The sequence below is a fragment of the Parasynechococcus sp. genome (assembly GCF_042954325.1).
Taxonomy (GTDB): Bacteria; Cyanobacteriota; Cyanobacteriia; order PCC-6307; family Cyanobiaceae; genus Parasynechococcus.
The window spans coordinates 1-18,799 of the sequence record NZ_JBGKDS010000007.1 but is presented as its reverse complement, the minus strand read 5'-3'; the positions used below and the strand labels follow the sequence as shown (position 1 = coordinate 18,799).

The window sequence follows — 18,799 nt, the reverse complement described above, 5'->3', positions numbered from 1 at the left end:
TCGTCCGAGATGGTAATGGTGTCTAAGGTATCGTCCCCTTTCATTAGGGATACATCCATACCGTAGTACTTCTTGAAACCTTTGAGCTTGAGCAAAAAGTCCATAACCAAGAGAGGGATTAAAGTTTTGGGCTATACAGCCCGCGGAACAACCCGTAAACGAAGAGACGCCTCGGCTGATACCAAAACACATTTAGCCGTATGAAAAGGGATCGTTCGTTCCCTTCATTTTTTGTGCCGAATCAGGTAACAAGGCCGTTGATGCATCGGTCACAGAAAATCGAACGACCAGCTGCCTTGAAGCAAGACAACCTCGGAGATCGCGACAAAAGGTGTGCCTGACAGCGCTAGGACCACATAAGCCAGCCTTCGGTCAGGCTTCAACACGGCTTCGAAGCAGTGAGATCAAGACCAGCAAGAATCAAATAACGAGAAGAAATATGCATTATTCTTGGCCCAAGGTCCAACAAGGATCTCAATATGCCGCCCCCATCAGAGGTTTGGAGCCTTAGTAAATTCACAGAGCAGATCCTTCGTCGAAGGATTGTACGGACAATCAATACACCTCCTTCACGATCATTCATGGGCAGTCAAGCTGAAGACTCCAAACGCATCAGAGGAGCCATATCTGTCTGCCTCGGAGGGGCTTGGTCGACCGAGCAACTCCGCCGATGCACTGTTCTCACCCCAAACTGAAACAAGAAGGAGAAAAACTGAAAAAAGAGCTGATGAGCAACTCTCCGGGTTCGGACGTCTCACAAGAGGTGTGAGAGAGGCAGTAGGTCGTGAAACCACCCACCAAAACAAGCAACCACGCTCGAAGAGGTCTCCCCCTCACAAAACAACCATAGACAGAAAAACTGTTTCAGGCATCAGCGACAGCACTCGGGGCCAGTGATGTCCTGTCGTGCCATCGCCGACTTGGAAGCAACCTTCATCACTGTGGACGTTGGTTCTTCAGCCGAACTCAGTGGATCGATAGCGTGCGGGAGCGCGTCAAAACAAGGCCCCTTCAGCAGCACAAGAGATCTCCAGCAAGGGAGACGCAACGTTGAAGGACGTCCTAGGACATTTTTAAAACGGAGAGGGTGGGATTCGAACCCACGAGGGTGTTACCCCTACACGATTTCGAGTCGTGCGCATTCAACCGGACTCTGCCACCTCTCCAAACGCCGCCATTGGCGCAGTCAGAGTTTAGATGCCGGCCCTCCGGGTAGTGAAGTGCCCAGGCTGAGATGTGGCCATCCAAATACTCGTAACACCACGCCGAGGCAAAGCACTGAGCTGCCGTGGGGAAGGGGTGAAACCGAACCAGATGCCATCAGGAGATGGGCGGACCCATGCGGATGGGGCCAGTCCCCAGAGCGCTTGCGGACGTGGAAACAACCACCAGTGCTGAGATCCGACGTTCAGATGCAGGGAGCCGCCTCGATCTCCCAACCATGACAACTCCAACCCCGGACTGACCAGACGCTGGCCTTGGCTGAGCTCAACCTCTCCCTGATGGGAGAGCTGAACGTGATGCGCCAGGTCCCTCCAGCAAGACAAGGCGTCGGTTCCTCGCGGATCACGCACCACCACCCAGTCCAGGCGCCGGTGACCATGGGCCGTCGCCAGACGCCTGGCCCTGCTGCAACTGCTCCCATCCCCCGCATTGGTCACCAACGCCGCGCGGCCGCGATGGCGGGCAAGCAGCCAATGGCGACCGTAACGATGGACAGCGATCACCCCATCGCCGAACTGTTGAGCGAACTGCAAGCCAACAGCCAACAACAGTGCGGGTACAGCCCCCAACCTCCAAACGTGTGGCAGTGGCATCAGCCAAGGCAGCAAACCAACGCACACCAACACGACCACCAGGGGTTGTGGGTGTCCCGTAAGCAACTGAGCCGCTGGCCAGTGGCTGATCGTGGTCACCAGAACAATCAACACCTGCGCCAGCTGTTGCAGCGGCCAAACCAGCCAGGAGAACAATGGCGCTGGCAGGGTCAGCGCCGCGGGGACCAGAGCGATGGAGCCCAGGGTCAGCGGGGTCAGCAGAGGTGCTGCCAGCACGTTGGCGGGGAGGGCGTAAAGCGGTGTGGATCCGAAATGAAGCAGCTGTAACGGCAGGGTCCAGGCCATGGCCGCCAGTGGAACAGCCAACGCCGGCGCAAGCCGTCGAAGACACGACGGCATCAGGGCGCTCAGCCGTTCCTCCAACCGCGGGGCCGTGATCACCAGCCCCGCGGTGGCGGCGGCACTGAACTGGAAGCCAAGGGAACGCGCCCAAGCCGGTTGAATCAGCAACATCAGCACAAGGGTGGTGAGCAAAACACCAAGGCCATGACTGCGCTGGTCCGCCTCACGAATCAACAGGGCGGAGCCTCCCATCAGCACCGCACGCACCACCGATGGTTGGGGTCCTGCCAGGAGCACAAACAGCAGAAGAGCCGATGCCGCCAGCACGAGCCGAAGCCCACGACCCGCCCGATGGGAGATGGCGAGGGTGGCACCGAGCAAAACAGACAAATGAAAGCCCGATGCCGCCAGAGCATGGGATAAACCTGCCACCCGCACGCTCTCTCTCAAGCTGTCAGGCACCGTCACCTGAGCACTGCCAAAAACCAGGGCCGACAGCAGGGCACCCCGTTCAGCACCTGCGGCACTGATCAACCGCTGCTGAATGCGCCGACGTCCATCGGCCAAGGGGGCCTTGAACCGGTGGAGCACGGAAAGGGAGTCGGCACGCAATTCGGTCCAGCTGGCTTGTCGGTTCAAACGTTCCGCCGAACCGATCACCAAAGGGTGTCCGCCAGGGGCCGGATGCTGCAGCAGACCTTGCACCGACACCCGCCAGGCCTGCAGTGGCAGTGGTGTCGGACAGGGACGCAACACCAGTTGCGTCCGCCCCATCGCATCCACACCATCGATCGTCTCCACCGCCAACAATCCGGAACACCCCCCGTCGAACCGACGCAGATCCCGAACCAATCGGCCAACCAGTTCCACGGGACGCCGCTCGGTGGACACCAACAGATGGACAGGATCCCGTGCACCGGGAGCGGGCTGCCCCCAAAGAATCCCTTTCAACATCAGAGCGACCAGCAGGCCAAAGGCCATGCCATGGACCCAACGGACGTGTGGCACAGCCCATCCATCTCAACCTGCTTGAGGATTCCCCCCTGCGGTGGAGTTTCCTCAACGCCACCGTTGACAGGACCCCAGACAGCTCATAGAAGACAGGAAGGGTTCCATACCGTTAAAGATCACAGCCATGTCACAGCCATCTCCAAGGGATATTCCAGCCCAATCAACGCCCTATGGGTCGGTCTGGACCTGGGATGAGAACAACAGTGAAAACCAGAAAAATCTGGCAACTTTTCTAAAAAAACTTGCTGGTGATTCTGACCTTCAAGAAAAAATCAAGCAGGTACAAAGTCAGCAAGAAGTGATCGACATTGCCAAGGAACATGGCATCAACTTCACCGTGGACACCCTGGAATCGAGAGCTCAAACCCTTCCCCATATCAATGAGGACGAGCTGAGTGAAGTGAAATGGGGCCGCTGGGGTGACAGCGACGCCACCCGCCGCTGGGCGATGAATGTCTGGATCAAGCTCTAAGGCTCTCCACGGCGACTGAACCTCAGGCCTGGAGAGCTTTGGCTTTGTCGAGCAAGGGAAAGCCGAGGGCCTCACGTTCCGCCAGCCAGGCTTCGGCCACCTTGCGGGCCAAATGACGGATTCGAGCAATGGTGGCCGTTCGCTCGGTCACCGAAATCACACCACGGGCCTCAAGCAGGTTGAACGTGTGGCTGCACTTCAAAACGAAATCCAGGGCCGGTGCGGGCACGTTGTTCTCGATGAGATCAGCAGCTTCCGCTTCATAGATGGCGAACAACTGCTTGAGGCGTTCAGGATTTGACGCTTCAAAGTTGAAATGGCATTGCCCCTTTTCGAAGGGCAACCAAATATCGCCGTACTTCCGGTCTGCATTCCAGCTGAGATCCCAGATGCTCTCCACATCCTGCAGATAGGTCGCCAGCCGCTCAAGCCCGTAGGTGATCTCGATCGACACCGGTTTGCAATCCAGACCACCGCACTGCTGGAAGTAGGTGAACTGCGTCACTTCCATGCCATCGAGCCAGACCTCCCAACCAACCCCCCAGGCACCGAGGGTTGGTGACTCCCAGTTGTCTTCGACGAAGCGAATGTCGTGATCACTGGCCTTAATCCCTAGGGCCTCAAGAGAGGCCAGATAGGTCTCCTGGATGCCATCCGGCGACGGCTTGATCAACACCTGATATTGAAAATAATGCTGTGCCCGATTGGGGTTATCGCCATAGCGGCCATCGGTGGGACGACGGCATGGCTCTGGGTAGGCCACGGCCCACGGTTCAGGGCCAATGGCGCGCAGCACCGTATGCGGGCTCATGGTGCCAGCACCCTTCTCCGTGTCATAGGGCTGAAGCAGCAGGCAACCCTGGTCGGCCCAGAAACGATTGAGCGTGCTGATGATGTCCTGGAAATGCACGAACGATCTGGAACGGCTGGCTTCTGATTCTGCCGGCCGGGGTCAGCCGCTCAGTTCGAAACAGCGATTGAGATGGGCCACGGCATGCCGGCGATGGGGGTGATCCGCAGAGGTTCCCATCATTCCCAACCAGAAGCTGCCATCACCCTGGAACACCAGCACGGGCTTGGCTCCACCCTTGCCATGGGTCTCCAGCAGCGACATGCAGAGCTTCTCGGCCACATGATGTCCCCGGGGCTTGGTCCGCAACCTGCGCAGGAGTGGATCCACCTGGGAAAAGGACACGAACGTGGCCCGCTGGGAGTCGGTGATCAGGATCAGACCATCGAGCCATTGCACCTCCTGAAGCAGCTCCTCAATCGTGGGCAGCAGCGACGGAAGAGGAAAGGCCAAAGCGGATTCGACTCTTTATCTTTTCTTCTGATTTAGCCTCGCAGGGGGCCGTGTCGCAAGCGACGCAAACAAAGATTCAGCCCTGAAGCATCAAAATTCCCATCTGGTCTGCGCTGATGGTGTGGTGCGTGGCCTCCTTAAAGCCAGCCGATCGAGCCAGGTCTTCCTGCTGCTGACCGCAGGGAAAACGCTGCAGACTTTTTTCCAGATAGGCGTATTGCTCTTGCAATCCAGCAGCTGAGGCGACGGGCACCACAATCCGCCTCAGGTACAGACGCTGAAAACGAGCCGCCGGGACCTCTGGATCCAGACGATTGAAATCGAGAATCCCGGCACGGCCGCCCGGACGCAGCACGCGCCGGATCTCAGCCAATCCGCGGGCAGGATCCGCCAGGTTGCGCAGCCCGTAGGCCATCACCACGCCGTCGGCGCTGGCGTCGGGCAGGCCGGTTTGAAGAGCATCGGCTTTGCGAAACGTCAACGGCAGCCAGGACTCTTGGCGGCTCCTCTGCTCAGCACAGCGCAGCGGGGCCGCCGCGCTGTCCACGCCGATCACCGATCCACCCGGGCGCACGGCCCTGGCGAGAAGCAGTGCGAGATCCCCTGTTCCACAGCACAGATCCAACCAATGCTCACCGGGCTTGGGTCGCAGCATGGAGAGCAAGCGCCGTTTCCAATGGCGATGCAGACCCAGGCTGAGCAGATCGTTGAGTCGGTCGTAGCTGGGGGCCACCGCATCGAACAGCTGCTCGACAGCAGCGGGATCACCGGGTTCCACGGCAACGGAGCTGAATGCGCAGACGCTAAAGGGGCCGGATCGGTAGACCTCGTCCCATCAGATCCGTCTTGATCTCCTCCACCGTCAGAACACCGTCATGGAGAAGAGAGGCCAGCAGTGCCGCCGACGCATGGCCACCGCCAGGGCCGAGATCCAGCGCCTCGGCAATGTGATCGATGCAACCTGCCCCTCCAGAGGCGATCACCGGAACGGGCACGGCCTCCGCGACAGCTCGGGTGAGTTCGAGGTCATAACCGGCCTGGGTGCCGTCGCCATCCATCGATGTCAACAGGATCTCCCCAGCTCCGGCCTCCGCCATCTGCCCGGCCCAGCTGACGGCATCCAAGCCGGTGTTCTCACGTCCGCCTTTGACATACACATCCCAGCCACCGCCATCACGGCGGCGGGCATCGATCGCCACCACGATGCACTGCGTGCCGAACCGTTCGGCCCCCTCAGACACCAGCTCGGGCCGTCGCACCGCCGAAGAATTGAGACTGACCTTGTCGGCACCGGCCCGCAGCAGTTCGGTCATTCCGTCGATGGAGGCAATCCCACCACCCACCGTGAAAGGAATCGTCACCGACTCAGCGGTGCGCCGCACCATGTCCACCAAGGTGGCGCGCCCCTCATGGCTCGCGGCGATGTCGAGGAACACCAATTCGTCCGCCCCAGCTCGGCTGTAACGGCAAGCGAGCTCGACGGGATCACCGGCATCGCGGAGGCCCACGAAGTTCACCCCCTTGACCACACGGCCCCGGGCGACATCAAGGCAGGGAATCAAACGCAGGGCAACCATGGTTCCGGCGCAAAATCGACTGTTAGTGTTGCGCCACTTTTCAAGCCTCGCAGGCCATGACCCAGGCGTCGATCTCGATCGGATCGAAAATCCGGATCACCCGCGTTCGCGACCGTATTCCCCAGAGCCTGGTGGATCTGCTCAAGACGGATTCCAGTGGCACCGTCAAGGAGTTCCGGACCGTTGATGGCAAAGGAATCGGCGTTGTGGTGGAACTGAGCAATGGCTCCACCAGCTGGTTCTTCGAAGACGAAATCGCCGCCGCCTGAGGCCCAAACCCGTGAGTGACGCCCGCCAGCTGCTCGGCATGAAAGGTGCCTCAGGCACCAACAACATCTGGAAGCTGCGCCTGCAGCTGATGAAACCGGTCACCTGGATTCCCCTGATCTGGGGCGTGGTCTGCGGCGCTGCTGCCAGCGGGCAGTACCAGTGGAAACTCGATCACGTGCTGGCGTCCTTTGCCTGCATGTTGATGAGCGGGCCATTGCTGGCGGGCTTCACGCAAACCATCAACGACTACTACGACCGCGACATCGACGCGATCAACGAGCCGTATCGCCCCATCCCGTCAGGGGCCATCCCCCTCGGGCAAGTCAAATTGCAAATCATCGTTCTGCTGATCGCAGGGCTGGGGGTGGCCTACGGACTTGATCAATGGGCCGATCACACCACGCCGGTGGTGTTTCTGCTCGCTCTGGGCGGATCGTTCGTGAGCTACATCTATTCAGCCCCACCGCTCAAGCTCAAACAGAACGGCTGGTTGGGCAACTATGCCCTCGGGGCGAGCTACATCGCATTGCCCTGGTGGGCCGGCCAGGCGCTGTTCGGTGAATTGACCTGGACAACCGCCGCCTTAACCCTGGCCTACAGCCTGGCCGGCCTTGGAATCGCTGTTGTCAATGATTTCAAGAGTGTGGAAGGCGACCGTGCCCTCGGTCTCCAGTCTTTGCCCGTGGTCTTCGGCATCAAAACCGCCAGCTGGATCAGCGCTGGAATGATCGATGTCTTTCAACTCGCGATGGTTGCCGTTCTCATCGCCATCGGTCAGCATTTCGCTGCAGTGTTGTTGGTGCTGCTCATCGTTCCTCAGATCACCTTCCAGGACATTTGGCTGCTCCGGGATCCTGTTGAATTCGATGTCAAATATCAGGCCAGTGCTCAACCCTTTCTGGTGCTTGGCATGTTGGTGACGGCCATTGCCGTCGGACACAGCCCCCTGATTCAGGGAATGTGAGCCGCACGCGTTTGCAATGGATCCTGATCGCAGGATCTGCCGCAGCCATCGGTGTTGGAGCCGCTCTGGGAACCAGAGCGCTCACGCGGATGATCGATGCGACCCTCCCGGATGCCCGGGGCGTGGCCACCTTCAACAGGCCAGGAACCATCACCTTGCTGTCGACCAACGGCAGGGTGATCCAAAAACTTGGCCCAGCCACCCGGGAGAAGCTGAAGCCCGGTGAGATGCCGATTCTTCTCCAGCAGGCCTTTATCGCTGCGGAGGATCGACGCTTTTATGACCACGATGGCGTGGACGGCTGGGGCATCGCCAGAGCCATCGTCACCAATGTGCGCCAGGGCTCCGTGCGTGAAGGCGCCAGCACGATCACACAGCAACTCGCTCGCACGGTCTTCCTCAGTCAGGACCGGACGATCACGCGCAAGCTGAAGGAAGCGGCTCTCGCGTTCAAGCTGGAGCGCCAGCTCAGCAAGCAGCAGATCCTTGAGCAGTACCTGAATTATGTGTACCTCGGGTCCGGCGCCTACGGCGTCGCCGATGCGGCATGGATCTATTTCTCCAAAACGCCGGAGCAACTCACCCTTCCAGAGGCTGCGTTAATTGCAGGGCTGCCTCCAGCCCCTTCGATTTATTCCCCGCTGGTCAATCCCAACCTGGCGAAAGAACGCCGCGCGGTTGTTCTGGACCGCATGGCACAGGCCGGGTTCATCACCGAAGCTGACGCGGTTCGTGAGAAAGACACATCCCTCAATCTCCAACCGGCGACGCCAAAATATTTCAACAGTGCGGCTCCTTATTTCACAAGCTGGGTGGCGCAACAACTGCCTCAGCTCTTAACCCCCGAACAGCTCGAGGTTGGGGGGCTGAAAATCCGGACCAGCATCAACCTCGACTGGCAGATCAAAGCGCAGCAGGTGGTGCGTCAATACGCGCCTGCCACAACAGAAGGCTCGATCGTGTCGATCGAACCGGGAACCGGATTGGTTCGCGTGATGGTTGGTGGCAAGGATTTCAGCTCGAGTCAGTTCAACCGGGCCACGCAAGCCCTGCGCTCCCCAGGATCGACCTTCAAGCTGTTCCCCTATGCCGCGGCCATCGATCGTGGGGTGAAACCAGAAGATATTTTTATCGACAAGAAGCAATGTTGGCGTGGATATTGTCCCAAGAACTTCGGCAATAAGTATTTCAACAAGGTTTCTCTCGCCGACGCACTCAAGAACTCACTGAACACTGTTGCTGTTCAGCTGCAAGACAAAGTTGGCTTCGACGCCATTATCGAAACAGCCAATGGTTTCAACATTGGCACCAAGCGTCCGCTTGGAAAGTATTACCCGATGGCCATCGGTGCCTACGAGCAGACCATCCTCGACATGACCGCGGCCTACGCCGCCGTCGCCAACCGTGGGGTGTACATGCTGCCAACGGCGTTCGAAGAAATTCGAGGGCCGAATGAGGAGGTGATCTGGAGCCGGCGCATCGATGGAGATCGCGGCCGCAGGGCCCTCGACAGCGATGTGGCAGACACCATGAACTGGATGCTGCAGCGTGTGGTTACCGGTGGGACCGGCATCGCAGCAAAGCTCGAGAACCGGCAAGTGGCCGGAAAAACCGGAACCTCTGAAGGCGCCCGCGATCTCTGGTTCATTGGCTCCATCCCCCAGCTCACCACGGCGGTTTGGTTCGGCTACGACAACAACCGGGAAACCAAAAGCAGCAGCGGCGAATCCGCCTGGGCCTGGAAGCAGTTCATGCTTCAGATCGAGGATGAATTCCCCGTGCAGGCCTTCCCCCCCAAACCGGTGCTCAACCGCCCTTTCCGTCCCCCCGGCCGCAGCAAGCCCAAAGCCAACACGAAGGAAGCCCCTTATCAGGGCTATGAGTTCGAACCCGAACCGGTCTCCCCAACGCCATTGTTTGATGGCTCGAATTACAACCCACCGACGTGGGAAGACAGCGAACCGGTGCCCGACACCATCCTGGAACCACCGACCCCAGCGGCCCCTGGCCCGGCGCCAGAGCCCGTGGAAGAACCCAAACGCAACTGGCTCAAGCCCCAAGTGCAAACCCGCTGATCACGGTGTCTTTTCGAGGACAGCCGCAAAGAATCCATCCCCGTCCCCCGGCCAGCGCTGATGCTGGCTGAGGCAGGAGAGCCCGGGATGACGCTCGAGCAAGGACGTCACCTGCGCTTGATTTTCATCCGGGTGAATCGTGCAGGTGGCATACACCATGCGTCCACCGGGTGCCAGGAGCGGCACGAGCCCATCGATGATCTCCTCCTGCAGGGGAAGCAAGGCCTCGATCGCCTCCGGTGTCATCCGCCAGCGGGCATCAGGATGCCGGGCAAGCGTGCCGAGGCCTGAACAAGGAGCATCGATCAGCAGTCGTTGAAAAGCCCCCTGCCACTGCGGTTGTTTGGCAGCGACATCGACGGCGTCGGCCGCCATGGCCTGAATCGACTGCAGTCCCAGTCGATGGGCATTATTCGCCACCCGTTTCAACCGGCCGGCCGAGCGATCCAGGGCCCACACCTCCCCCTGATCACCGATCAATTCAGCCAGATGGGTGCTTTTCCCCCCCGGAGCCGCGCAGGCATCAAGGATGCGATCGCCCGGCTGCGGATCGAGCAGGGGCGCAACCCATTGGGCAGCACGGTCCTGAACACACCAATGACCATCTGCATAGCCGGGCCAGTTGCGCAGATCACCGGCGTGACCAATCACCTGCAGCCCGTACTCACAATCAGGAATGGGGCAGACATCGATGCCGGCTTCCGACAATGCCGTCGCAACCTCTGCCGGGGTGGAGCGGAGACGGTTGACGCGCAGATCGAGCTTGGGCACCGCATTGGAGGCCTCTGCGATCCGCTGGGCCTGATCCGCATCACACCACTCCAACAACAGGGCCGTGAACCAGTCGGGGAGGGACTGCTCCAGGCCCAGTGCCCCTGCGGCGCTATCGGGTTTTGCCAAGGATTCGCCCGCATCCAGAGCGCGCCGCGCCGCCCGTAGCAGTCCATTCACCACCGGGGCCAGCCGAGCCAGACCAATGGCTTTGGCCAGTTCAACGCTGGTATTCACCGCCGCGGCATCGGGGATGCGCTCCATCATCAGCAGCTGATACAGCCCGATGTGCAGCAACCAACGCAGCTTTGGAGGCTGCTTCTCGGACGGCACGCGCCCAAGTCGGTCCAGCCAGGCATCGAGAACGCGCCGCTGCCGAATCGCGCCATAGGCCAGCTCCGTGACCAACGCGCGATCGGCTCCATGGAGCGTGGAGTCCCGAAGGCAACGCTCCAGAGCGACATCGGCATAGGCACCGCCTGCAACGCTCTTCAACACCTCCCAGGCCAGACGCCGGGACGACAAACCGCGCACGGAGGAATCGGCCAAGGTGGTGAACCATCAACCTCCACAGCTAGCGTCCGGCCGCCACAGGACCTGTTGAAGCGGCAACCGGCCCTCCGCATCCACCGGAATCCCCTCAGCGAGCAGAAGATCCCGTTGAATCCAGTCGGTGCCCTGGCGGCTCAGCGTCATCGAGATCCGTCCCTGAGCATTCACAACCCGTTGCCAGGGCACTGGGGATGGCAACGGAAGCCGGCGCAGCGCCCAGCCCACCTGCCGTGCACAACCCCAAGCGCCGATGAGATCAGCGATCTGGCCGTAGGTGGCCACACGCCCTGGGGGGATCTGCGCCACCACATCCCAAACCCGTTGGTCGAAGGAGTGTTCCATGACTCATCTCGGAACAGAAAAGATCAGCGAGAATGCTTAAAAGCCCTCACGATCATTGGCCAAAGACACGGTGACCACGCTTTCGACCGATGTGCTCAGAACGTCCAAGGGCCCGGCGGTCAGCGACACCGACGCGGTCCTGGTGTTTTACCAAGGCACTTTGCTGAGTGGTGAGGAGTTCGACGCCAACTTCGACTTCTCCAGCTTCGAGCCTGTTCCAGGTCGGCAACCCTTCGAGTTCACCCTTGGAGCCGGACAGGTGATCGAGGGCTGGGACAACGGGCTAGTCGGAGAACGCCTCGGTTCGGTCGTCGAGTTGACCATCCCAGCTGAGCAGGCCTATGGGGAAGCCGGAAGTGGCGATCGCATCCCCCCGAACAGCCCGTTGAACTTCAAGGTTGAATTGCTGGCCATGTTGCCGGCAGGCAGCAGCGAACCCATTTTTTCGGACTACAGCGATCTCGGGATCAAGAGCAAGAAGATCGGCTTGACCGATGAGCTGATTGAAAGCACCACAGGCCTCAAGATCGGCCTGGATGGTGCTGACCAAATCGAGGGAGGAGACGAATCCGACCTGTTGATCGGCCTGAAGGGCAAGGATCAACTGACGGGAGGACGGGGTGCCGATGTGCTCATCGGTGGTAAGGGCAAAGACACCTTCCACGTCAAGAGCGTTAAGGACTCACCAGCTGCCGAAGGCCAATCCGATCACGTGCTCGATTTCGGTCGCAAAGACAGGATCAACCTCACCGAGGTGGCCAAGGAGCTGCGGTTCATCAGCAGTGATCCGTTCACCGGCACCGCCGGAGACGTACGGTTCCAGAAAGGAACATTGGAACTGGACCAGGACGGCGACGGTGTTGCAGATCTCGCCTTGTTGATGCCCGGCACCAAGTCCCTGAAGACAACGAATCTCATCCTGTGACGCTCTGAGCCCATGCCTCTGCTGCCGCGCCGGTTCGAGCGCTTGAAAGCGGTTCTGGATCACCGCATGGCAGATCTGACCGTGCTGTTGGAGCATGTTGAAAAGCCCCACAACCTCTCAGCGATTCTGCGCAGCTGTGATGCGGTCGGTGCCCTCGAAGCCCACATCGTCAGCCTGCAGGGTCGCCCCCGCACCTTCAACAGCACCGCCCAGGGCAGCCAGAAGTGGGTGGCTCTGCGAGACCACCCAACGATCGACACGGCCATCGGCCAACTCAAGGATCAGGGATTCCGTCTCTATGGCACCCATCTGGGTGTGGAGGCTCGCGACTACCGGGACTGTGATTTCACCGGCCCAACCGCGTTCGTGTTGGGGGCCGAGAAATGGGGGCTCTCCGACCGGGCCAGAGACCTGATGGACCAGGCGATCTACATCCCCATGCACGGCATGGTGCAGTCCTTGAATGTGTCCGTGGCCACGGCCACCTTGTTGTTCGAAGCCCTGCGCCAGCGTGAGGCCGCGGGGATCGCTCCCAAACGGGGAGAAGGGCTTGAGCCGGACCACTACCGCCGCCTGCTGTTCGAATGGGCCTACCCCCAGGTGGCGGCCTGGTGTCAGCAGGAAAATCGCGCCTATCCAGCCCTCAACGACCTTGGCGAGCTGACCGAAGAGCTCCCGCGCACGGTCCGTTTGCGCTGCTGAGAGCAGGAATGCTCTTGTCCGACGCCCGACAGCTGAGCCATAACGACACCAGCCGCACTCCATCGATGGAGAAGCAGACGATGCATCAGTTCGCCGTCACCTATCACTGCGGTGAAAACTGGGGCGAAGAACTGCTCGAGTCCGAAGACCTCAGCCATGCTGTGCAGGATGCCCATGCAATCTTCCCGGGCAGCTGTCGGATTTCGATCCGCGAAGTGAGCACCCCGCAAAAGCACTGATCCATTGATCAGGTCGTCTTCGTCAGACGCGCAGGACGTGGTTGGTTTGGGCGGCGGACACGATCGATATCGATCACGTTCGTCGCCGAGCCATCGGCAAACCCAACGCCACCAGAAGGCCGACCAGCTCCAGCATGATGTTGTGACCGACCACGAGCACGACCAGTGCCAGGGTCGTCGCCAGGATCTTTTCCAGCAGACCAATCACGTCGTCGAGATTGCGCAGGCTGGAGGCCCAGAGTTGTGCTGCCAACAGCAAACAGATCAGGGTGCTCCACCAAGGCATGGGTGCCGCGACGACCTCTTTGATTCAGTTTGACGCGGGACGGCCGTCACCGCCGCTGACCCAAGCCTCGACGCCTTCACCCAGGAAGGAGAGCCCCAACACCAGGATGAACATGGCCATCCCTGGAAACAAAGCCGTCCACCACACGCCGGTGGGGACGGCCGCCAAGGCCAGGTTGAGATCTCCACCCCATTCCGGCACGGTTTCAGGTAAGCCCAAACCCAGAAAGCCAAGGCCTCCCAGCACGAGCACTGCATCGGCCGCATTGAGGGTGAGCAGAACAGGCACCGAGGTGATCACGTTGCGAAATAGATATCGCCGCAAAATCCAGATCGGGCCAGCCCCGAGGGACTGGGCTGCCTCCACGAACAACTCGCTTTTGACCTGGGCTGTCTGGTTCCGCACCACACGGAAATACTGGGGTACATAAACCACACACAACGCAGCGGCGGCATTGGGGATCCCTTTTCCCAAAAGAAACGCCAGCACGACCGACAGAAGCAGCACAGGAAGGGTGTAAAGGGTGTCCATCAGAAGCACCAGCACCCGATCCACGGCGCCACCGAGGTAGCCGCTGATCATCCCCAACGGAACACCAACGACCAAGGCCAGGCCGACGGCCAACAGAACCACCTGCAGGGCCACCCCGCTCCCCGCCATCGTGCGCACGCAAACATCACGACCCAACCGATCGGTGCCGCACCAGTGCTGCCAGCTGGGACCGTCATAAATCGGATTGGCCAATCCAGCATTGGCGTCTGGCAGGAGGCCACCACCGATCAGAAGCGGTGTCAGCAACGCGACAAGCAGATAACAACCAACGATCACCAGACCCCAGCGGGCCATTCGGCTGGAGAGGGTGAGGGACACAGACTGATCGTTCTTCAATGCTGTGCATTGTCCCCCGTTCGCAAGAGAATGGGGAGATGGCAGGGACTCGTCACTGGCGCCAGCAACTCCTGGGAAGCCTGCAGGGACAACTTCAGTTGGCGATCTACCTCGCGGTATTTCTTGGCTTCACCGGCGCGTCATCGGTGGGGCTCTGGGTTGGCCAGCGCAACCTGATCAACAACGAGCTCAAGACACTGCGCAACAGCGCTGACGCGATTGAGACCTGCCTGCGCGAAGGAGGCACTGAGCCGGAGCATGTGCAGCAGGAACTGCTGTTGCACTCCTCAGCCAAAACCCGCCTCTGGCTCGAGCCGGTCGATGGCGAGCTGATCCAGCCGAAAAGTGATCACCTGGAGATCTCGGAGGAGCTGATCCGAGCCTCGATGCAGGCCAATCCTGAGCGCATCGTCGGTCTGCAACGGGTGATGGATACGGGCGACAGCCGGGTGATCAGTGAACTGGTGCAGGAATTTCCATCGGGTGCACGGCTCTGGATCACCCATGAGATCAGCTCCAACCAACAGGCGCTGAGTGACTATCTGGCCCTGATGATCATCATTTGGGGCAGCTGTCTGACCGCCACGCTGCTGGCCGTCAGCGGGCTGGTGCGACGCATCGTGCAACCGCTCGAACGGCTGAACAGCGCCACCACGCAGGTGACGGCCGACACCTTGAACTCATCCCGCTTGTTGGTGAATCACGGGCCGATTGAAGTGGTTCAGCTCAGCCGCAACTACAACGCTTTACTTGAACGGCTGGCCGAATCTTGGCTTCAGCAACGGCAATTTGTGAGCGCTGTCAGCCATGAGCTGCGCACTCCACTGACGATCGTGCAGGGTTACCTGCAGCGCACCATCCGACGCGGCGACAACCTCACGGAGAGTCAGATCGCCGGACTGAACACCGCCGCAGAGGAGAGCGTGCGGATGCGGCGGTTGCTCGATGATTTCCTCGACCTCTCCCGCAGTGATGCAGGCCGGCTGTCCTTTGTGGAAGAACCGGTTGTTCTGACCGATCAACTCGAGCAGGTCTTGGACATGGCCCGCAACACCATTCAGCGGCCCATCACCCTGGACCTGCCGAAGGACCCCGAACAACGCCAGGTTGTGATCCAGGCCGATGGCGCCCGTTTGCGACAGGTGCTGTTGGATCTGATCGAGAATGCGAACAACTATTCCCCTCCGGAACAACCCATTCGCCTGGTCCTGAAGCTTGAGCCCATGGCCGCCGTCATTCAGGTGATCGATCGTGGGATCGGGATCCCCGCCGCCGATCAGCAGCGGATCTTCGAACGCTTTCAACGGGGCAGCAATGCACCGGACAAAACCGGATCTGGACTCGGCCTCTCCATCGTGAAATTGCTCGTGGAGGGCATGAACGGCACCATTGAGCTGAGGAGCAAGCTCAACGAAGGCAGCTGTTTCAGCATTCGTTTACCCCGATGATCCTGTACCTGATCTTCTGTTCACTGCTGATCCCTGCGAACATCTGGGCAGCCATCACCCCGCACCTGCACAGTGAACTGTCGATGCGGATCCTGCATGGTGTGGCCACCTTGGTGCTGATGCCCCTGCTGTGGGCACTTTGGACACAGCGGAGCAGGCTTCAGCCCGTGGGCACCCTGGTCTTGGCGGCCTATTCCACGATGTTGATCGTCGTGAACAGCCTGATCACCGTCAGGGGAATGGCGATCGAGCTTGGCTGGTTAGACCACCTGTTTTTGGCGCTTTCCGAAGTGGCCGTGGTGGTGTTTTTTCTGGTCGGACCCGAGGAAAGCGATCAGCCCACAGCCGATGAGCGCACCACCTGATCAGACCCCTTGAGCCGCTGCTCCACCTCCAGCTCAAGCAGGGGTAGGTCAGTTGGTTGCTCAATCCTGAAGTCTTGGATTGCGTCGAGGACGACCCGATTTTGATAGCGGCTGTTGAAACTGGGACGCCCCTGCAGATCAAAGGCTGGTCCGCAACGCATCAGCACCGCACCCGACCAGATCGAGGACGGGGCCTTGCCCACGCTGTACAGCACATCCGGCGATCCATGGGGAGGTGTCAGGGCGAGGAGAGGCTTGCGGTCAGCCAGCGGACAGGGCCAGTCCGCCTTGCCATCGGGCGCCACCACCCAGCTGGTCGCTGAGCGGAGGTCGTCCCGCAGCAAGCGCAGCGTTCTGCGCTGGCGACTGCGCAGCTGCATCCGTTGAGCCAATTGCCCGCCATGGCGCGCTTCGCGGAGCAGCATCTGCAAACCCACTCCGAACACCAACACCCCGAGTGCTGCCGCCAGCATCAGCTCCATCAGGGTGAAGCCACCCCCCCGAGGATTAGCCCGCATCGTTCGGACGGCAGTGGGCACTGCTGAGCTCGAGCGTCGGATCACGGTGATAACTCCCGGTTCGGGTAATCCCCAGGGGGAGACCGATCACCAGGCAGGCCATGCGGGAAAGGCGGGGGTGACGCAACAGCACCAACCCGCCATCCAGCACCAGACCATTGGCGGTGAAACGCACCGTGTGCGGAAGCGTGCTCTGCAGCACCAATGGACCAGTCGCATGTTCAGCCAGCCAAGTGCTGGCACCGGCACATGCCGGCACAACCAGTGATGTTGGGGGCCTCCAACCTTGATCGCTCAGATGCAGAGCACAGGGGGCCTGCTGACGCAGCGCCGCCAGCCGCCCCCGATCCAGGCCCACCCTCAACCGCCGCAGACCGCTTTCCAGCTCAAGCTGTGCCGGGTCCCGCATGGATGACGGCAAGGAGAGCGTGGCCAGAATTCCCAGGACCACCAGGGCGATCAACAATTCCAGGAGCGTGAATCCACGGTTCATCACGCCCCCTCCGGCCGGCAGAGTCCAAGACCCGCCGGAGTGAACAATCGACGGCGGTGCAGAGAGGGTGCCGTTCCCCCAGCCTTGAGCGTCAACCAAAGTCCCTGCAGATCAGGCAGAAGCTCCAGCTGCTCGGTGACGCCGGACGCCAAGGGGGCTTCCGCCAGAATGTGCTGCACCCCAGCGGGCTGGAACCGGCAGCTGCCATCCACAGGAGTCGCCAACGACAGCAGCCGCTGGCGAACCAGCAAACGACGATCCATCGCCAGCAGCTGCTGATCCCGTTCCACAGCGGCCAGGGCCGAGGCATGGGTCCGAGCCCAGCCGCGCAGACTGATCTGGGCACTGATGCCAAGGATGAGTGCCGAGATCACCACTTCGCTGAAGCTCATCGTGTTGCCTCCAGGTCGATCGCAACGGCACGACCATCCGTCCTTTGGATCTGCAGCCAGCGGCGGGAGGGATCCCAGGCCTTCAGAGTCCAGGCCAGTGCTCCGGACAATCCGGACTGGAGTCGGGCTGGCGTTGAACCCGGACAGAGATTGGGCTCCAACCAAAGCTGCGAAGGCCAAGCCAGCAGGCAGGCATTGGCACCGCTGGCGCGCTGGAGAAAATCCATCCGCACCGCTTGTTCGGCATCCTCGGCTACAGCGCTATCAACGGCCTGGCGACTGCGCAGATGCCGATGCAAGGCAAGGGTCTGAAGCGACAGGCTGCTGAGCAGGATCAGAGCTGAGCAGCTGAGGGACAACGGCAGCACAAAGCCATGCCCGTTTGGTGGTGGGGCCAACATTGGTCCGGGTGCGAACTGCACAGAGCGTTCCCCTCTGTCGGCGGAATTAATCTGATCTCGATAGGAGCTGTTAGTGAGCGACCAGCCCCAGCGGCTAGTGATCGTCGATGACGACCCAGAACTGCTCCAGTTCCTCATGGAGGAGCTCAAGGGTGCGGGGTATGACTGCGTCGGCGTTGACAACGGCCAGGAGGCCCTGCTTCACCTGCGCCAAAACACCGTGGATCTAGCCCTGCTCGACTGGAGTCTGCCGGATTTATCGGGGGTGGAGATCTGCGCGCGCCTCCGGCGAACCGATGACCGCACCCCGGTGCTGATGCTCACGGCCAGAGACGGCATTGAAGAGCGGGTCCATGCCCTCGACACCGGAGTGGATGACTATTTGGTCAAACCCTTTGACGTCAAAGAACTGCATGCCCGCGTGCGTGCCTGCCTGCGCCGCAGTGCCTTAACGGCACCAGCAGGGGGGGAGATCCTGAATCTGGGCGATCTAGAGCTCAACGTGATCGAGCGAACCGTGCAACGCGGAGCGCGCGGCATTGAGTTGTCCCAGCGGGAATTCGACCTGTTGCGCCACCTGCTCCAGCACAGCGGAACCGTCCTGGAGCGTGGGGAAATCCTCAATGCGGTGTGGGGGGAGCCCTTCATTGGAGACCCCAACACTCTGGATGTGTACATGGGATAT

General features: G+C 60.5%; 23 protein-coding genes and 1 tRNA gene. 10 read left to right on the top strand and 14 right to left on the bottom strand.

Annotation, left to right across the window (positions count from 1 at the left end; genetic code table 11):
• Positions 1 to 1,079 precede the first annotated feature (1,079 nt).
• Both ACGVKB_RS00670 and ACGVKB_RS00665 read right to left on the bottom strand, forming a co-directional pair.
• Positions 1,080 to 1,166, bottom strand: a tRNA-Ser gene (locus tag ACGVKB_RS00670).
• A 27-nt stretch (positions 1,167 to 1,193) separates the two neighbouring features.
• Entirely contained in the window at positions 1,194 to 3,128 is a 1,935-nt protein-coding gene (locus ACGVKB_RS00665) for a ComEC/Rec2 family competence protein (protein WP_392349338.1), read from the bottom strand.
• A 127-nt stretch (positions 3,129 to 3,255) separates the two neighbouring features.
• Here ACGVKB_RS00665 and ACGVKB_RS00660 point away from each other — a divergent pair, with 127 nt between their 5' ends.
• Complete coding sequence (locus ACGVKB_RS00660) at positions 3,256 to 3,603, top strand: Nif11-like leader peptide family natural product precursor (RefSeq protein ID WP_392349337.1); 348 nt, start codon at positions 3,256 to 3,258, stop codon at positions 3,601 to 3,603.
• A gap of 22 nt (positions 3,604 to 3,625) precedes the next feature.
• On the opposite strand, the gene glyQ is transcribed toward ACGVKB_RS00660, so the two are convergent.
• The 4 genes from glyQ to hisF form a co-directional block, all read right to left on the bottom strand.
• Positions 3,626 to 4,513, bottom strand: a complete 888-nt coding sequence (gene glyQ / locus ACGVKB_RS00655) for a glycine--tRNA ligase subunit alpha (RefSeq protein ID WP_392349335.1) — start codon at positions 4,511 to 4,513, stop codon at positions 3,626 to 3,628.
• Between the two features lie 42 nt (positions 4,514 to 4,555).
• Entirely contained in the window at positions 4,556 to 4,906 is a 351-nt protein-coding gene (locus ACGVKB_RS00650) for a hypothetical protein (protein ID WP_392349334.1), read from the bottom strand.
• Between the two features lie 76 nt (positions 4,907 to 4,982).
• Positions 4,983 to 5,684: a bifunctional demethylmenaquinone methyltransferase/2-methoxy-6-polyprenyl-1,4-benzoquinol methylase UbiE gene (gene ubiE, locus ACGVKB_RS00645; RefSeq protein ID WP_392349333.1), complete on the bottom strand. Its 702-nt coding sequence runs from the start codon at positions 5,682 to 5,684 to the stop codon at positions 4,983 to 4,985.
• A 25-nt stretch (positions 5,685 to 5,709) separates the two neighbouring features.
• Positions 5,710 to 6,483: an imidazole glycerol phosphate synthase subunit HisF gene (gene hisF, locus ACGVKB_RS00640; protein ID WP_392349332.1), complete on the bottom strand. Its 774-nt coding sequence runs from the start codon at positions 6,481 to 6,483 to the stop codon at positions 5,710 to 5,712.
• Positions 6,484 to 6,539: 56 nt separating this feature from the next.
• Between hisF and ACGVKB_RS00635 the strand changes: the two genes are divergently transcribed.
• Genes ACGVKB_RS00635 through ACGVKB_RS00625 form a run of 3 tightly spaced genes read left to right on the top strand, consistent with a single transcriptional unit; the run spans position 6,540 to position 9,792 of the window.
• The gene (locus tag ACGVKB_RS00635; RefSeq protein ID WP_392349331.1) at positions 6,540 to 6,752 is read left to right on the top strand and encodes a DUF2862 domain-containing protein; all 213 of its coding nucleotides are present in this window, start codon (positions 6,540 to 6,542) and stop codon (positions 6,750 to 6,752) included.
• An 11-nt stretch (positions 6,753 to 6,763) separates the two neighbouring features.
• Positions 6,764 to 7,717, top strand: coding sequence for a chlorophyll synthase ChlG (chlG, locus tag ACGVKB_RS00630; RefSeq protein WP_392349330.1), 954 nt, complete (start codon positions 6,764 to 6,766; stop codon positions 7,715 to 7,717).
• The gene (locus tag ACGVKB_RS00625; protein ID WP_392349329.1) at positions 7,714 to 9,792 is read left to right on the top strand and encodes a transglycosylase domain-containing protein; all 2,079 of its coding nucleotides are present in this window, start codon (positions 7,714 to 7,716) and stop codon (positions 9,790 to 9,792) included. Before chlG ends, ACGVKB_RS00625 begins: the two co-directional genes overlap by 4 nt.
• On the opposite strand, the gene ACGVKB_RS00620 is transcribed toward ACGVKB_RS00625, so the two are convergent.
• Together ACGVKB_RS00620 and ACGVKB_RS00615 are read right to left on the bottom strand one after the other, a co-directional pair.
• Positions 9,793 to 11,112, bottom strand: a complete 1,320-nt coding sequence (locus tag ACGVKB_RS00620; protein ID WP_392349328.1) for a 16S rRNA (cytosine(967)-C(5))-methyltransferase — start codon at positions 11,110 to 11,112, stop codon at positions 9,793 to 9,795.
• Between the two features lie 12 nt (positions 11,113 to 11,124).
• On the bottom strand, positions 11,125 to 11,457 hold the full coding sequence (locus ACGVKB_RS00615; RefSeq protein WP_392349327.1) for an MGMT family protein: 333 nt from the start codon (positions 11,455 to 11,457) through the stop codon (positions 11,125 to 11,127).
• 70 nt (positions 11,458 to 11,527) lie between these two features.
• Here ACGVKB_RS00615 and ACGVKB_RS00610 point away from each other — a divergent pair, with 70 nt between their 5' ends.
• Genes ACGVKB_RS00610 through ACGVKB_RS00600 form a run of 3 tightly spaced genes read left to right on the top strand, consistent with a single transcriptional unit; the run spans position 11,528 to position 13,323 of the window.
• On the top strand, positions 11,528 to 12,382 hold the full coding sequence (locus ACGVKB_RS00610) for an FKBP-type peptidyl-prolyl cis-trans isomerase (protein ID WP_392349326.1): 855 nt from the start codon (positions 11,528 to 11,530) through the stop codon (positions 12,380 to 12,382).
• Between the two features lie 12 nt (positions 12,383 to 12,394).
• Positions 12,395 to 13,084: a tRNA (guanosine(18)-2'-O)-methyltransferase TrmH gene (gene trmH, locus ACGVKB_RS00605; RefSeq protein WP_392349325.1), complete on the top strand. Its 690-nt coding sequence runs from the start codon at positions 12,395 to 12,397 to the stop codon at positions 13,082 to 13,084.
• An 8-nt stretch (positions 13,085 to 13,092) separates the two neighbouring features.
• A complete protein-coding gene (locus ACGVKB_RS00600; RefSeq protein ID WP_392349324.1) occupies positions 13,093 to 13,323 on the top strand; it encodes a hypothetical protein in 231 nt (76 codons plus the stop codon).
• Between the two features lie 73 nt (positions 13,324 to 13,396).
• On the opposite strand, the gene ACGVKB_RS00595 is transcribed toward ACGVKB_RS00600, so the two are convergent.
• Positions 13,397 to 13,609 (bottom strand): hypothetical protein, encoded by a 213-nt coding sequence (locus tag ACGVKB_RS00595; protein WP_392349323.1) that lies wholly within the window; start codon positions 13,607 to 13,609, stop codon positions 13,397 to 13,399.
• A 24-nt stretch (positions 13,610 to 13,633) separates the two neighbouring features.
• Positions 13,634 to 14,455 (bottom strand): ABC transporter permease, encoded by an 822-nt coding sequence (locus ACGVKB_RS00590; protein WP_392349339.1) that lies wholly within the window; start codon positions 14,453 to 14,455, stop codon positions 13,634 to 13,636.
• A gap of 80 nt (positions 14,456 to 14,535) precedes the next feature.
• Here ACGVKB_RS00590 and ACGVKB_RS00585 point away from each other — a divergent pair, with 80 nt between their 5' ends.
• A complete protein-coding gene (locus tag ACGVKB_RS00585; protein WP_392349322.1) occupies positions 14,536 to 15,945 on the top strand; it encodes an ATP-binding protein in 1,410 nt (469 codons plus the stop codon).
• Positions 15,942 to 16,310: a hypothetical protein gene (locus ACGVKB_RS00580; protein ID WP_392349321.1), complete on the top strand. Its 369-nt coding sequence runs from the start codon at positions 15,942 to 15,944 to the stop codon at positions 16,308 to 16,310. The genes ACGVKB_RS00585 and ACGVKB_RS00580 overlap by 4 nt, the downstream gene beginning before the upstream one ends.
• Here ACGVKB_RS00580 and ACGVKB_RS00575 read toward each other — a convergent pair.
• From ACGVKB_RS00575 to ACGVKB_RS00560, 4 genes are read right to left on the bottom strand one after another with little or no spacing between them, the layout of a single operon-like run.
• Positions 16,280 to 16,828, bottom strand: coding sequence for a type II secretion system protein J (locus tag ACGVKB_RS00575; RefSeq protein WP_392349320.1), 549 nt, complete (start codon positions 16,826 to 16,828; stop codon positions 16,280 to 16,282). The genes ACGVKB_RS00580 and ACGVKB_RS00575 overlap by 31 nt on opposite strands.
• Positions 16,818 to 17,321: a Tfp pilus assembly protein FimT/FimU gene (locus ACGVKB_RS00570; RefSeq protein WP_392349319.1), complete on the bottom strand. Its 504-nt coding sequence runs from the start codon at positions 17,319 to 17,321 to the stop codon at positions 16,818 to 16,820. Before ACGVKB_RS00570 ends, ACGVKB_RS00575 begins: the two co-directional genes overlap by 11 nt.
• Positions 17,321 to 17,713 (bottom strand): hypothetical protein, encoded by a 393-nt coding sequence (locus tag ACGVKB_RS00565; RefSeq protein ID WP_392349318.1) that lies wholly within the window; start codon positions 17,711 to 17,713, stop codon positions 17,321 to 17,323. The genes ACGVKB_RS00570 and ACGVKB_RS00565 overlap by 1 nt, the downstream gene beginning before the upstream one ends.
• Positions 17,710 to 18,111 carry a hypothetical protein gene (locus tag ACGVKB_RS00560; RefSeq protein WP_392349317.1) on the bottom strand — a complete coding sequence of 134 codons (402 nt, stop codon included), beginning with the start codon at positions 18,109 to 18,111 and terminating at the stop codon, positions 17,710 to 17,712. The genes ACGVKB_RS00565 and ACGVKB_RS00560 overlap by 4 nt, the downstream gene beginning before the upstream one ends.
• Before the next feature lie 76 nt (positions 18,112 to 18,187).
• On the opposite strand from ACGVKB_RS00560, the gene ACGVKB_RS00555 reads away from it, so the two are divergent.
• Positions 18,188 to 18,799 (top strand): response regulator transcription factor (locus tag ACGVKB_RS00555; protein ID WP_392349316.1); only part of this gene is annotated, 612 nt, incomplete at its 3' end.